Source organism: Streptomyces sp. DT190 (assembly GCF_049846985.1).
Classification (GTDB): domain Bacteria; phylum Actinomycetota; class Actinomycetes; order Streptomycetales; family Streptomycetaceae; genus Streptomyces.
This window is the reverse complement of sequence record NZ_JBNCNM010000008.1, coordinates 145,649-157,874: the sequence shown is the minus strand read 5'-3', so window position 1 is coordinate 157,874 and position 12,226 is coordinate 145,649. Positions and strand designations below refer to the sequence as shown.

At 73.8% G+C, this 12,226-nt stretch carries 10 protein-coding genes and 1 pseudogene; 7 read left to right on the top strand and 4 right to left on the bottom strand.

The window, feature by feature from the left end; genetic code table 11:
* Window positions 1-146: 146 nt before the first annotated feature.
* Window positions 147-3,053, top strand: a complete 2,907-nt coding sequence (locus tag ACPXCS_RS16840) for an ATP-binding protein (protein ID WP_425950434.1) — start codon at window positions 147-149, stop codon at window positions 3,051-3,053.
* A 120-nt stretch (window positions 3,054-3,173) separates the two neighbouring features.
* Here ACPXCS_RS16840 and ACPXCS_RS16835 read toward each other — a convergent pair whose 3' ends face one another.
* On the bottom strand, window positions 3,174-4,655 hold the full coding sequence (locus ACPXCS_RS16835) for an MFS transporter (RefSeq protein ID WP_425950485.1): 1,482 nt from the start codon (window positions 4,653-4,655) through the stop codon (window positions 3,174-3,176).
* Between the two features lie 223 nt (window positions 4,656-4,878).
* On the opposite strand from ACPXCS_RS16835, the gene ACPXCS_RS16830 reads away from it, so the two are divergent.
* Window positions 4,879-5,484 (top strand): LuxR C-terminal-related transcriptional regulator, encoded by a 606-nt coding sequence (locus tag ACPXCS_RS16830; protein WP_425950433.1) that lies wholly within the window; start codon window positions 4,879-4,881, stop codon window positions 5,482-5,484.
* Window positions 5,485-5,694: 210 nt separating this feature from the next.
* Here the strand turns inward: ACPXCS_RS16830 and ACPXCS_RS16825 are convergent, their stop codons facing one another.
* From ACPXCS_RS16825 to ACPXCS_RS16815, 3 genes and pseudogenes are all read right to left on the bottom strand, one after another.
* Entirely contained in the window at window positions 5,695-7,101 is a 1,407-nt protein-coding gene (locus ACPXCS_RS16825) for a cytochrome (RefSeq protein ID WP_425950483.1), read from the bottom strand.
* 278 nt (window positions 7,102-7,379) lie between these two features.
* Window positions 7,380-7,502: pseudogene (locus ACPXCS_RS16820) on the bottom strand (substrate-binding domain-containing protein); the annotation flags it as partial.
* Window positions 7,503-7,572: 70 nt separating this feature from the next.
* Window positions 7,573-7,995, bottom strand: a complete 423-nt coding sequence (locus ACPXCS_RS16815; RefSeq protein ID WP_425950431.1) for a secondary thiamine-phosphate synthase enzyme YjbQ — start codon at window positions 7,993-7,995, stop codon at window positions 7,573-7,575.
* A gap of 165 nt (window positions 7,996-8,160) precedes the next feature.
* On the opposite strand from ACPXCS_RS16815, the gene ACPXCS_RS16810 reads away from it, so the two are divergent.
* From ACPXCS_RS16810 to ACPXCS_RS16790, 5 genes are all read left to right on the top strand, one after another.
* The gene (locus tag ACPXCS_RS16810) at window positions 8,161-8,244 is read left to right on the top strand and encodes a putative leader peptide (RefSeq protein WP_313884353.1); all 84 of its coding nucleotides are present in this window, start codon (window positions 8,161-8,163) and stop codon (window positions 8,242-8,244) included.
* A gap of 150 nt (window positions 8,245-8,394) precedes the next feature.
* Window positions 8,395-9,264 carry an ABC transporter permease gene (locus ACPXCS_RS16805; protein ID WP_425950430.1) on the top strand — a complete coding sequence of 290 codons (870 nt, stop codon included), beginning with the start codon at window positions 8,395-8,397 and terminating at the stop codon, window positions 9,262-9,264.
* Window positions 9,237-9,977 (top strand): ABC transporter ATP-binding protein, encoded by a 741-nt coding sequence (locus ACPXCS_RS16800; protein WP_425950428.1) that lies wholly within the window; start codon window positions 9,237-9,239, stop codon window positions 9,975-9,977. The genes ACPXCS_RS16805 and ACPXCS_RS16800 overlap by 28 nt, the downstream gene beginning before the upstream one ends.
* 70 nt (window positions 9,978-10,047) lie before the next feature.
* A complete protein-coding gene (locus tag ACPXCS_RS16795; RefSeq protein WP_425950427.1) occupies window positions 10,048-11,076 on the top strand; it encodes an ABC transporter substrate-binding protein in 1,029 nt (342 codons plus the stop codon).
* 40 nt (window positions 11,077-11,116) lie between these two features.
* A complete protein-coding gene (locus tag ACPXCS_RS16790) occupies window positions 11,117-12,193 on the top strand; it encodes an NAD(P)-binding domain-containing protein (RefSeq protein WP_425950425.1) in 1,077 nt (358 codons plus the stop codon).
* Window positions 12,194-12,226: the final 33 nt, after the last annotated feature.

Sequence of the window (12,226 nt, the reverse complement as noted above, 5' to 3'; positions counted from 1 at the left end):
CCCGCGTGGCCCGCACTCCAACCCGCGACAGCGGGTCATTCACCCTTCTTCGTCGCGCTCGTCCCATAATCCGGTCAAGTGCCCTGTCGGGGGGCGTACGCTCTGCGCTGCCTCCCGATGGCCGACGACAGGAAGCGGTACGGCACATGGCGAATGAGCTGCGGCAACCTCGGCCCGAGTCACGGCCGTTGCTCGAGCGCCGCAAGGAGCTGCGGGCCCTCGACTCGGCGCTGGGGGCCCTGCGCGACCGTGCCGACGGCGTGCCCCAGGCGCCGCGCGGCGGCCTGCTCGCCTTCACCGGCCCGGCCGGGATGGGCAAGACCGCCCTGCTGACCGAGGCCCGCGACCGGGCCCGGGCGGAGGGCTTCACGGTGCTGTCGGGCCGGGGCGGGGAGAACGAGCAGGAACTGGCCTTCCACGTGGTGCGCCAGCTCGTCCAGCCCGCGCTGGCGGCCATGGACGAGACGGAACTGCGCGCCTTCCTGGGCAGCTGGTACGACATCGTCGCCGCCGCGCTCGGCCTGGTGGCCAGGCCCAGCGGCCACGCGCCGGATCCGACCGGGGTCCGTGACGGCCTGGACTGGGTGATGACCCGTCTCGCGGTCAAGAAGGCACCCGTGGTCCTCCTCCTGGACGACCTGCACTGGGCCGACGCCGAGACGCTGACCTGGCTCTCCTCGTTCGCGCCCCGGGCCGTGGACCTGTCCCTGCTGATGGTCGTCGCCTACCGGCCCGACGAACTGCCCCTGGAGGCCGACCCCTTCGGCACCGCCGAGCTGGGCCACCGCCCCTACGCCCTGGAGCCGCTGAGCGCCGCGGCCGTGACGCGGATCGTCAGGGACGAAGTGGGCGAGCAGGCCGAGGACGGCTTCTGCGAGGAGTGCTGGGAGGTCACCGGCGGGAGCCCCTTCGAAGCCGTCGAACTCGCCATCCGGCTCGGCGAGCGCCGGCTGCGGGGCACCGGCGCGGACCTGCCCGTCATGCGTGATCTGGCCGCCGCGGTGACGGGGCCGGGCCTGATCGAGCGCCTCCACGGGTTCGGCACCACGACCGTCCGGTTCGCCTACGCGGCCGCCGTGCTGGGCCAGGCCATCTCGCAGGAGCTGGCCGCCCGCATCGCGGCGATCGGCAGCACGGCGGCGGCCGAGGCGACGGACAGGCTGCGCACCGCCCGCATCCTGACCGACGGCGACGGACCCGGGGGCCGCCTGGAGTTCGTGCATCCGACGATCGCCACGACGATCTACCGGGCCATCGGGACGAGCCTGCGCGAGGGCATGCACAACTCGGCGGCGGAGGCCGTCCGCGCGGCCGGACTCGGTCCCGCGGCGGCGGCCCGGCACCTGCTGGAGGTGCCCTGCGAGGGCAGCACCGAGGCCGTCGCCTGCCTGCGGCAGGCCGCGCGGGAGTACCTGCACTCCGGCGCCCCGGAGGCCGCCCGGCGGCTGCTGAACCGCGCGCTGCAGGAGCCGCCGCTCCCGGAGGAGCGCGCCGTGCTGCTGCACGAACTCGCCTGCGCCACCTTCCTCATCGAGCCCACGGCCACCGTCGCGCACCTGCGGGAGGCGCTGGCGGAGGGTGACATCGACCCCGAGCTGCGCGCCTCGATGGTGTACCGGCTGACCCAGGCGCTGGCCCACACGGACCGGATGGCGGAGGCCGCGACGGTGGCGGCCGAGGAGGCGCGGCGGGCGGCCGCCCATCCCCGCATCCGGCTGCGGATGCAGGCCGACCACTTCGTCTGGAGCGCGTTCCGCACCGACGAGCAGGACTCGGCCGGCCGTTCGCGCAGGCTCGCCCGGCTGGCCGACCACCTCACCGGCCGCCGGCTGGAGGAGCGCTACATCCTCGGGCTGCGGGCCTGGGACGCCATGATGTGCGGCGAGCCCCGGCAGAAGGCCCTCGACTACGCCGAGAGGGCCCTGGACGGCGGGCTGAGCTGGACCGACGAGAACCGCGGCTTCGAGGTGCCCGTCTCGGTCGCCCTGGTGTTCATGTACGGCGACCAGCCGCGGCGGGCCGAGGAGCTGTTCGCGAGGGGCATGGCCGAGTGCGAGTCCAAGGGCTGGCGCGGCTCCCACCTGGCCCTGGGGCAGACCCTGTCCGCGTACATCCGGTACCGGCGGGGCAGCCTGGCCGAGGCCGAGAGCCTGGTCCGGGAGGGACTGGACATCGCCGACCGGGTGGAGGGGGCCGTGCCAGCCCAGTGGTTCGCCGTCGGCATCCTGATCCAGACGCTGCTGGCCCGTGGCCGGGTGGTGGCGGCGCGCCGCCTCGCCGACCGGTACCGCTACGGCGACGTCATCCCGAACGCCGTCATCTACCCCGACCCGCGCACCGTCTACGCCGAGCTGCTCCTGGCGGAGGGCCGGCCCGAGGAGGCGGCCGGGCGGCTGACCGAGGTGGGCGGGTGGCTGGAGGGCCGGGACTGGCGCAACCCCGCCTGGTGCCCGTGGCAGCTGGGCCTGGCGAAGGCGCTGTCCCGCAGCGCGCCCGACCGGGCGGTGCGGCACGCGCAGGACGCCGTGAAGCGGGCCCGGGACTTCGGCGCGGCCTCGGCGATCGGCCAGGCGCTGCGCGTGCGGGCGGAGGTGACGGGCGGGGAGGCGGCGCTCGAACTGCACGCGCAGGCCGTCGACCATCTGCAGCGTTCCCCCGCCGCGTACGAGCTGGCCCGCGCCCTGGTCGGCCACGGCGCCGCGCTGGCCCGCAACGGCCGTCTGCACGACGCCGCCGACCGGCTCTACCAGGGCCTGGAGGGCGCGGTGCACTGCGGCGCCGAAGGGCTGGCCGCACGGGCCAGGCGGGAGCTGTCCGCCGCCGGGCTGCGTCCGCTCCCGCTCCGCTACGCCCACACGGACATGCTCACGGCCCAGGAACGCCGGGCGGCCGAGCTGACGGTCCAGGGCCACCCGGCCTCGGTGGTCGCGAAGGACCTGAAGCTCACCGAGCAGGGCGTACGCCAGCACCTGTCGTCCGTGTTCCGCAAGCTCGGCACGGACGCGACGGGTCTGGCCGACGCACTGGCCGCCTGCCCCCGGACGGGACGGTGACCCACCGCGCTGCGCGCTCCGGCGCTCGGCGGGGTCGCGCGCTGTGCTGGATCAGGGTGTGCGGCGGCGTCAGCCGGGTGAAGCGGAACCCGGTGCGCCCGGAGCCGTCGGGGGCCGGTCTCACATCGGGCCGGGGCCCGCTCCGCCCTTGAGGCGTTCCAGGTCGGAGGGGCGGACCTGGATGACGATCAGGGCGATCAGGGCGGCGACGGCGGTGAAGATCGCCGCCGTGATGAAGGCGGCCGACACACCGGCGGTGAGGACCTCGTCCGACCACGGTCTGGGCAGCTGCCCGGTGCGTTCAAAGCGCAGGCGCTCGGCCGGGGTGGCCTGCTGGAGGAAGTCCGGGACCTGCCGGTCCGCCTCGTTCGCGCTGGCCGTGCCGAACATCGTCACCAGGATGGACAGCCCGAGCGAGCCGCCGACCTGCTGGGTGGCGTTCAGGAGGCCGGAGGCCGCGCCGGTCTCGGCGGTGCGCACGTTGGAGAGCGCCATGAGGGTCAGGGACACGAACTCCATGCCCATGCCGAGGCTGAAGACGAGCATGGGCCCGAGGACGCTGCCGGCATAGGTGGAGTGCACGTCGGTCAGGGTGAGCCAGGCCAGTCCGGCCGCCGCCAGGATCGCCCCGAGCACCATGAAGGGCTTGGGCCCGTACACGGGCAGGAACCGCGAGGCCAGTCCGGCGCCGATGGCGATGACCGCGCTGACCGGCAGGAAGGCGAGGCCTGCCTGCAGAGGGCTGAAGCCCAGTACGTTCTGCACGAAGAGCGTGAGGAAGAAGAACATGCCGAAGATCGCGGCGGCGAGGCAGAGCATGATGCCGTAGGTGCCCGCGCGGTTGCGGTCGGCGAACATGTGCAGGGGTGTGATGGGCTGTCTCGAACGCCGCTCGATCAGGACGAAGGCCACCAGCAGCACCACGGCCCCGGCGAACGAGGCCAGGGTCAGCGCGTCGCGCCAGCCGTCCTGCGCGGCCCGGATGAACCCGTAGACCAGCAGGACCATGCCGGCGGTGGAGGTGAGCGCGCCGGTGATGTCGAAGCGCCCGGGGTGGCGCTCGGACTCCCGGATCCACCTGGGCGTGGCGAGCACGATGAGCAGGCCGATGGGCACGTTGACGAACAGCACCCACCGCCAGTTCAGCCACTCCACCAGCATCCCGCCCGCCAGCAGGCCGATGGCGCCACCGCCGGCCGAGACCGCGGCGAACACCCCGAAGGCCCGGTTGCGTTCCGGCCCCTCGCGGAAGGTCGTGCTGATCAGGGCCAGGGACGTCGGGGAGGCGATGGCGCCGCCGACGCCCTGCAAGGCGCGGGCGCCGAGGAGTTGGCCGGCGTTCTGGGCGAACCCGCCGAGCAGGGAGGCGAGTACGAAGAGCAGCACGCCGAAGATGAACACGCGCCGCCGGCCCAGGATGTCGCCGGCCCGGCCGCCGAGCAGCAGCAGACCGCCGAAGGTGAGGGTGTAGGCGTTCACCACCCAGGACAGGCTCGTGGTGGAGAACTCCAGGTCGCTCTGGATGTGCGGCAGCGCGATGTTCACGATGGTGATGTCGAGGACCACCATCAACTGGCACGAGGCGATGACGAACAGCGCCATCGCGCTTCCGCCGCCACCGGGTTCCCTGGTGGCGGTCGTCTGTGGTGCGGCCGGCTGCGGGCTGCTGCCTGCGGAGTCCACCGTTCGACGGTACGCCCGCCTCACCGGCCTCACCACTCGTGCGGGCGCCGCGCCGCGGCCGGGCGGGTGCGGCACGGCTGTCGTGCCTGTCGTGGCTGTCTCCCGAAGGGACATCCGCCGGGTGGACGGCGATAATCCGATCGTGATCCGCGTTCTGCTCGTCCAGCACACCCGTCTCGTGCGGGGAGCGTTCGCCGCCCTGCTGTCCCGTGAGGACGACATCGAGGTCGTCGCCGAGGCGGACGGCGACGACGACGTGGTGGCGCGTGCCCTGGCGTGCCGGCCCGACGTGGCCGTGATCGACGTGGACTCCGGGGCGGGCGAGCAGGTCGCCGTCCGTGGTGAGCTGCGGGAACGGCTGCCGGAGTGCCGGATGCTGCTGATGATGGCCTCCACGACACCCGAGCGGCTGCGCCGTCTGCTGGATCTGCACGCGGCCGGTGTCATCAGCACCAACGCGCCGCCGGACCGGCTGGTCCACGGGGTGCGCAAGCTGGTGCGGGGGCAGCGGTTCGTCGACCCGGAGTTCGCGCTGGCCGCTCTGGACGCGGGCGCCAACCCGCTGACACCGCGTGAGGTGGAGGTGCTGCGGCTGACCTCCGACGGCACGCCCACGCGGGAGATCGCCGAGCGGCTGTGCCTGTCCGTGGCGACGGTCCGCAACCATCTGTCGGCGATCACCCGGAAGACCGGCGGGCGCAACCGCATCGACGCGATCAGGATCGCCACCGAGTCCGGCTGGGTGTGAGCACCCGCAGAGGACGGCCGGGCAGGTCATCGAGGTGTACCTGCCCGGCCTTCGCGGGCCCTCACGCCCTGTCCCGGGATCTGACCCGAGCATCTCAGAGCCGCGCGCCCGCGGACCAGCACCGTTCGTCACCGGTACGGCGTGAGACCGTACCCGCGGACCCGGGAGGAACGCCGGTGCCGGATGGGCGTTCGGCCCGGCTGCCGCCGGTCAGCGGCCGCCGCGGATCAGGCCCGTGAGATAGCGCCACAGCGACGAGCGCTGCCGGGCCGACGGGTCGGGCAGGACCTCCTCTGCCACCTCCGGAGCCGGGTCGTCCGACGTCCCCGCCGGTCGGGCGGTCGCCCGGGCGAGCTCGTAGCGCACCGGCAGCGAGCGCAGGCCGCGCATGAACGGCGAGGAGCGCCAGGGCAGTTGGTCGGCGGGCAGGGCCAGGTCGAGGTGGTCGAACCGCTCGAAGACGCGCCCCGCCGCGACCGCCGCGACCGTCGAGGCGAGCTCGCGGGCCGGGCACTGGCGCGGCCCCGCCCCCCAGGACAGGTGCGCCCGGGTGCTGATGGTGGTGCCGGAGGCGACGTGGTCGGCGAAGAGCGGATCGGCGTGCGCGGCGGCCGAGGAGACCCACACGGGGTCGCCGGCCCGGATGGTGTACGCGCCGAGCGGGGTGTCCCCGGCCGCGAAGCGCGGGACGAAGTTCACCAGCGGCGGCTTGCGCATGACCACGCGGTTCATGGCCTCCCTGACCATGCCGGCGGAGAGGCTGGCGCGCACGCTGCTCTCGCCTGAGATGACCTCCACGACGGTGTTGGAGATGAGGATGCCGACGTGGTCGGAGGTCATGCCGAGCAGCATGAACAGCTCGCGGGCCAGGTGGTCCAGCGACAGGTCGGGGTGGGCGGCCAGCAGGTGGGAGGGGAAGTCGTCGCCGGGCTCGCGCTGCTTCTGCGCGCCCAGTTCGGCGAGCGTCGCCAGCAGTCGCTCCAGGGCGGCCTCGGCGTCCGGTCCGGCGTCGAGCACGCGCCACATGTCCATCAGCGCGTCGTCGCCCTGGGAGCCGGGGAAGCCGAGCAGGTGGCTGGCCACCATCAGCGGCAGCGGCCGGGAGAACTGGGCGGACAGGTCGGCCACGCCGGTGGTGCCGCCCTGCCCGATCAGGGTGATCAGCTCGTCGGCGTAGGCGGTGACGGCGGACTTCAGGCGCTTGGCCTGCGGGTGGCGCGGGTCCTGGAACGGCTTGAGGGCGGCGTCCCAGGCGGTGCGCAGCGGCCGGTAGCCGGGGCCGCCCTGGATCAGGATGTGGTTGACCTCCAGGGAGGGGCCGAGCGGCCAGTCGGAGGGCACCCGGCCCTCGGAGCGGGCCCGCCAGTTCTCCAGCCCCTTGGGCCAGCCCTCGTCGTCCTGGAGCACCTGGAGCGCCTCGCGGTAGCCGAGGACGAGCCAGGCGGGCACGCCCAGCAGGTCGACGGGGGCGACCGGGCCGTGCCGCTGGCGCAGCCGCTCGTAGACGAGCGAGGGACGCGTCTCGTAGTCCCGGGTCAGCAGCGGTTCGGGACTCAGCGTCTCCAGCCGCGCGTCGTCCAGTTCCACGGAACCGCCGTCGTCCCACTGGGAGTCCATCGTCTTGCCGCCCTCCGACACGCCCTGTACCGGCACACCACCAGTCGGTAGCCGGAAACGGTGGGGACCCTACCCCAGGGGCGAGGTGCGGGTGACGACGGGGGCGAGGTATCCGAGTCGGCGCCGTATCCCGTCCGGCGGGGACGGGGTTTCCTGCGGTATCTGCCCGAACTGCGCGGGTGGCTGGGGATGTTGTGGGTGGCGGGGTCGGCCTTCACGCGGGCGAGGGGTGCCGGGATCCGTGCATGTTCGGTGAAGGGATCGACACCCCGGGCGGCTCATCTCCCCCAGATCTCCCGGTAGTCCTCCCGGTAGCCGGCCGGGTCCCAGCTCGTCGCGCCGTCGCTGTTGCGGGCCGTCGCGATGTGGACGGGGGCCACGTACCCGCTGACCGGCCGGCCGGGGCCCGGCCGGACCCGACTGCCGGGTGCCGGCTGCAGGCCGTCGGGTGCCGGGGCCGGGTGCCGGGTGTCAGCCCAGGAAGCTCAGCCGCACCTTGCGGTCCGGGTTGTCCCGGTTGGTGTCGACCAGGCACACCGACTGCCACGTGCCGAGCTCCAGCCGCCCGCCGATCACCGGCAGGGTCGCGTGGGGCGGGACGAGCGCCGGCAGGACGTGGTCGCGGCCGTGGCCGGGGCTGCCGTGCCGGTGCTGCCAGCGGTCGTCGGCGGGCAGCAGCGTGTGCAGCGCGGCCAGGAGGTCGTCGTCACTGCCGGCGCCCGTCTCCAGCACCGCGATGCCGGCCGTGGCGTGGGGCACGAAGACGTTGAGCAGTCCGTCCCGGCCGGCGGCCGCCTCGCGCAGGAAGGACTCGCAGTCGCCGGTGATGTCGACGACCCTCTCGGCGGAGCCGGTGGTGACGTTCAGAACTCGGGTGGTGAAGGCATCTGACATGCCTTCCATCCTGACGCACCCGGCGGGCCGCACCCGGACCCCTCCGGCCGTGTTCCGGTACGGAAGCCGCGAGGAAGTCCCAGGGGAGTCCAGGAAAGCCCGGGGAGTCCCACTGATCGAGACGCCCGTTGACCGTGCGCATGCCATCTGGCTAGGTTCTGCGGCATGTTGCGTTCAGCCCTGCTCACCACGCGCGGTCACATCGACCTGCTGCGGGTGGCCTCCGCCGCGTGTCGCCGCGGCCGCTGACGCCCCTCTCCCCCCTTCTGATCTCCCTTTCCCCGCCTTCGTCACGCCTGCCCGCCGACCGGCACTGATGCCGGTGCGGCCGGCCCGGCGTACGTCCGAGGCGTGCCGCGTGCCCGCGGTCCGGCCCCGCTCTCCTCCCGTGGAGCCCTCATGAGCATCAGCCATGCCCCGCCCACCTCACCGAAACCCGGCGCTCCGCCCGCAGCGGGTTCCGATCCCGACCTCCAGCCCCTGCTGCCCGCCTCCTCCCGCCGCACCCGTGTCCCCCGCTGGCTGCGCCGCACCAGCGGCCCCGTCCTGCTGCTGGCGCTCTGGCAGCTCCTCAGCAGCACCGGTGTGCTGCCCCCGGACGTCCTCGCCTCGCCGGGCCGGATCGCCCGGGTCGCGGCGGACATGGTGGCCGACGGTTCGCTGCCCGCGGCCATGGGCACCTCGCTCAGGCGGGTCGCCGCCGGGCTGCTGCTCGGCCTGGTCGTCGGCACCGGACTCGCCCTCGTCTCCGGGCTGTTCCGCATCGGCGAGGACCTCGTGGACGCGCCGCTGCAGATGCTGCGGACCGTGCCGTTCGTGGGTCTCATCCCGCTGTTCATCATCTGGTTCGGCATCGGCGAGGCCCCCAAGGTCGCCATCATCACGCTCGGTGTGACCTTCCCGCTCTACCTCAACGTCTACGCCGGGATCCGCGGTGTGGACGCCCAGTTGATCGAGGCCGGCGAGTCCCTGGGACTGTCGCGCCGGGGGCTCGTGCGGCACGTCGTCCTGCCGGGTGCGCTGCCCGGGGCGATGACCGGGCTGCGCTACTCGCTGGGCATCGCCTGGCTCGCGCTGGTCTTCGCCGAGCAGGTCAACGCCGACTCCGGCATCGGATTCCTCATGGTGCAGGCGCGGGACTTCCTGCGGACCGACGTGATCGTGGTCTGCCTGGTCGTCTACGCCTTCCTCGGCCTGCTGGCCGACTTCGTCGTCCGCTCCCTCGAAAGGCTGCTGCTGCAATGGCGACCGACGTTCACCGGCCGGTGACCCCGCAGGCGGTCCATGTCCAAGGGCTCACCCGCTCCTTCGACGGGCGCGCCGTCATCGACGACCTGCGCCTGGACGTCCGGCCGGGCGAGTTCGTGGCCCTGCTCGGGCGCAGCGGCTGCGGCAAGTCGACGCTGCTGCGGATCCTCGCCGGGCTCGACCGCGAGATCGAGGGCACCGTGCTGGTGCCGCGCCGCAAGGCCGTCGCCTTCCAGTCGCCGCGGCTGATGCCGTGGAAGAGGGTGTGGCGCAACGTCACACTGGGTCTGCCCGGCCGGCCCGAGCGCGCCGTCGCCGAGCGGGCCCTCCAGGAGGTCGGCCTCGGCCACCGCTCGAACGCCTGGCCCAAGACCCTGTCCGGCGGTGAGGCCCAACGCGCCTCCCTGGCACGGGCGTTGGTGCGGGAGCCCGATCTGCTGCTGCTCGACGAGCCGTTCGGCGCGCTCGACGCGCTCACCCGCATCAAGGCCCAGCGGCTGGTGGGCGAACTGTGGCAGCGCCGGGGCTGCGCGGTGCTGCTCGTCACCCATGACGTCGAGGAGGCCGTGCTGCTCGCCGACCGGGTCCTGGTGATGGACGGCGGTGTCATCGCGCACGAGCAGCGGATCGACCTCGACCGGCCCCGCGACCTCACCGACCCGCGCTTCGCCGCGCTGCGCGCCGGCCTCCTCGAACGCCTCGGTGTCGAGGCGACGGCCGCCGAGGCCGCCTGAACCACCCGCGAAGGCCCTGCAGGTCCCCCGCGCACGCCCCCGGCGTACGACCCACACGAACGGAAACCCCATGCGACGACGCCTCGCCCCCGCCGCCCTGCTCCTCCCCCTGGCCCTGCTGCTCGCCGCCTGCGGCGGGAACTCGGCCGCCGGTACGTCGGACGGCGGCACCGACGGCCGGGGTCCGGTCACCCTGAGCGTCGGTGACCAGAAGGGCGGCTCGGAGGCCGTCCTGCGGGCCGCCGGGGAACTGGACGACCTCGACTACACGATCAAGTGGTCGACGTTCACCTCCGGTCCGCCCCTGCTGGAGGCCGTCAACGCGGGGGCCGTCGACATCGGCGGCGTCGGCAACACCCCGCCGGTCTTCGCGGCCGGGGCGGGCTCGAAGATCAAGGTGGTGGCGGCCTGGCACGGCACGTCCAGGGGCGACACCGTCCTCGTGCCGGACGACTCGCCCCTGAAGCGCCCCGAGCAGCTCAAGGGGCGCTCGGTCGCCGTGGCCCAGGGCTCCTCCGCCCATTTCCAGCTGGTCGCGTCCCTGAAGAAGGCCGGGCTCACCCTGAGCGACGTCCGGGTCACGTACCTCCAGCCCGCCGACGCGCTCGCCGCGTTCACCGCCGGCAAGGTCGACGCCTGGGCGGTGTGGGACCCGTACACCTCGCAGATCCTCAAGGGCGGCAGCGGCCGGGTGCTGACCGACGGCGACGGGGTGACCAACGGGCACACCTTCCAGGTGGCCGCACCGGCCGCGCTGAAGGACGGGAAGAAGGCGGCCGCCGTCGCCGACTACCTGGAGCGGCTGCGGCGCGCCTACACCTGGGTGTACGACCACGAGGAGGAGTGGGCGAAGGTCTGGGCGAAGGACACCGGGCTGCCCGAGGACGTGGCGCTGGCGGCGGTGCGGCGGACGTACACGACCCGGATCGCGGTCGCCGTCGACAAGCCGCTGATCGCCTCCGAGCAGGAGATCGCCGACACGTTCACCGCGCTGAAGCTCATCCCGCGCAAGGTCGACTTCGCCGCGTTCACCGACACCCGTTTCAACGGTGACCTGCCGCCGTCGACCTCGGCGGCCCGGCCCTCGGAGGGGTCGTAGCGCGGGGAAGATCCACGGCCCTCGCACGGTTGGTAGAAGCGTGAACAACACACGCGAGGTCGAGGTGGTCGTCGTGGGCGCGGGTCAGGCCGGTCTGGCCGGCGCCTATCACCTGCGGCGATCCGGTTTCGAGCCGGAGCGCGACTTCGTCGTGCTGGACCACTCCCCCGGGCCCGGCGGCGCCTGGCAGTTCCGCTGGCCGTCGCTGACCTACGGCAAGGTGCACGGGATGCACGCGCTGCCGGGGATGGAGCTCACGGACGCGGACCCGGCGCGCCCCTCGGCCGAGGTGATCGGCGCGTACTTCGACCGCTACGAGCGGACCTTCGACCTGCGGGTGCGGCGGCCGGTCGACGTCCGGGCGGTGCGTGAGGGCACCGGCGGACGGCTGCTGGTGGAGACCTCGGACGGGGTGTGGTCGACGCGGGCGCTGATCAACGCGACCGGCACCTGGGACCGGCCGTTCTGGCCGCGCTATCCGGGCCAGGAGACCTTCCGGGGGCGGCAGTTGCACACCGCGCAGTACCCGGGGCCGGAGGGGTTCGCCGGGCAGCGGGTCGTGGTGGTGGGCGGTGGCGCCTCGGGCACGCAGCACCTGCTGGAGATCGCCCCGTACGCCGCGTCGACGACGTGGGTGACCCGGCGCCCGCCGGTCTTCCGCGAGGGGCCGTTCGACGAGGAGGCGGGGCGGGCGGCCGTCGCCCTCGTCGAGGAGCGCGTACGGGAGGGGCTGCCGCCCCGCAGCGTGGTCTCGGTGACGGGGCTGCCGCTGAACGACGCGATCCGGCAGGGCATCGAGGACGGGGTGCTGGACCGGCGGCCGATGTTCGACCGGATCACCCCGGACGGGGTGGAGTGGGACGACGGCCGGCGCGTCGACGCCGACGTCATCCTGTGGGCCACCGGTTTCCGCCCCGCCCTCGACCACCTGGCACCGCTGCGGCTGCGGGGTCCGGGTGGCGGCATCCGCATGGCGGGGACGCACGCGGCCGTCGACCCCCGCGTCCACCTCGTCGGCTACGGTCCCTCGGCCAGCACGATCGGCGCCAACCGCGCGGGCCGGGCGGCGGTGCGTGACATCAGGCGGCTGCTGGAGCGGGAACCGGCCGCGGCGTAGCGCGCCTCGGCCGGGGTTCGTCCGGCGCCGGCC

Bases quoted from the DNA above. Each gene is read 5' to 3' on its own strand.
- ACPXCS_RS16840 (WP_425950434.1), top strand. From the start codon at position 147: ATGGCGAATGAGCTGCGGCAACCTCGGCCCGAGTCACGGCCGTTGCTC.
- ACPXCS_RS16800 (WP_425950428.1), top strand. From the start codon at position 9,237: ATGGCGACCGACGTTCACCGGCCGGTGACCCCGCAGGCGGTCCATGTC.
- ACPXCS_RS16805 (WP_425950430.1), top strand. From the start codon at position 8,395: ATGAGCATCAGCCATGCCCCGCCCACCTCACCGAAACCCGGCGCTCCG.
- ACPXCS_RS16815 (WP_425950431.1), bottom strand. From the start codon at position 7,995: ATGTCAGATGCCTTCACCACCCGAGTTCTGAACGTCACCACCGGCTCC.
- ACPXCS_RS16795 (WP_425950427.1), top strand. From the start codon at position 10,048: ATGCGACGACGCCTCGCCCCCGCCGCCCTGCTCCTCCCCCTGGCCCTG.
- ACPXCS_RS16835 (WP_425950485.1), bottom strand. From the start codon at position 4,655: ATGGCGCTGTTCGTCATCGCCTCGTGCCAGTTGATGGTGGTCCTCGAC.
- ACPXCS_RS16825 (WP_425950483.1), bottom strand. From the start codon at position 7,101: ATGGACTCCCAGTGGGACGACGGCGGTTCCGTGGAACTGGACGACGCG.
- ACPXCS_RS16810 (WP_313884353.1), top strand. From the start codon at position 8,161: ATGTTGCGTTCAGCCCTGCTCACCACGCGCGGTCACATCGACCTGCTG.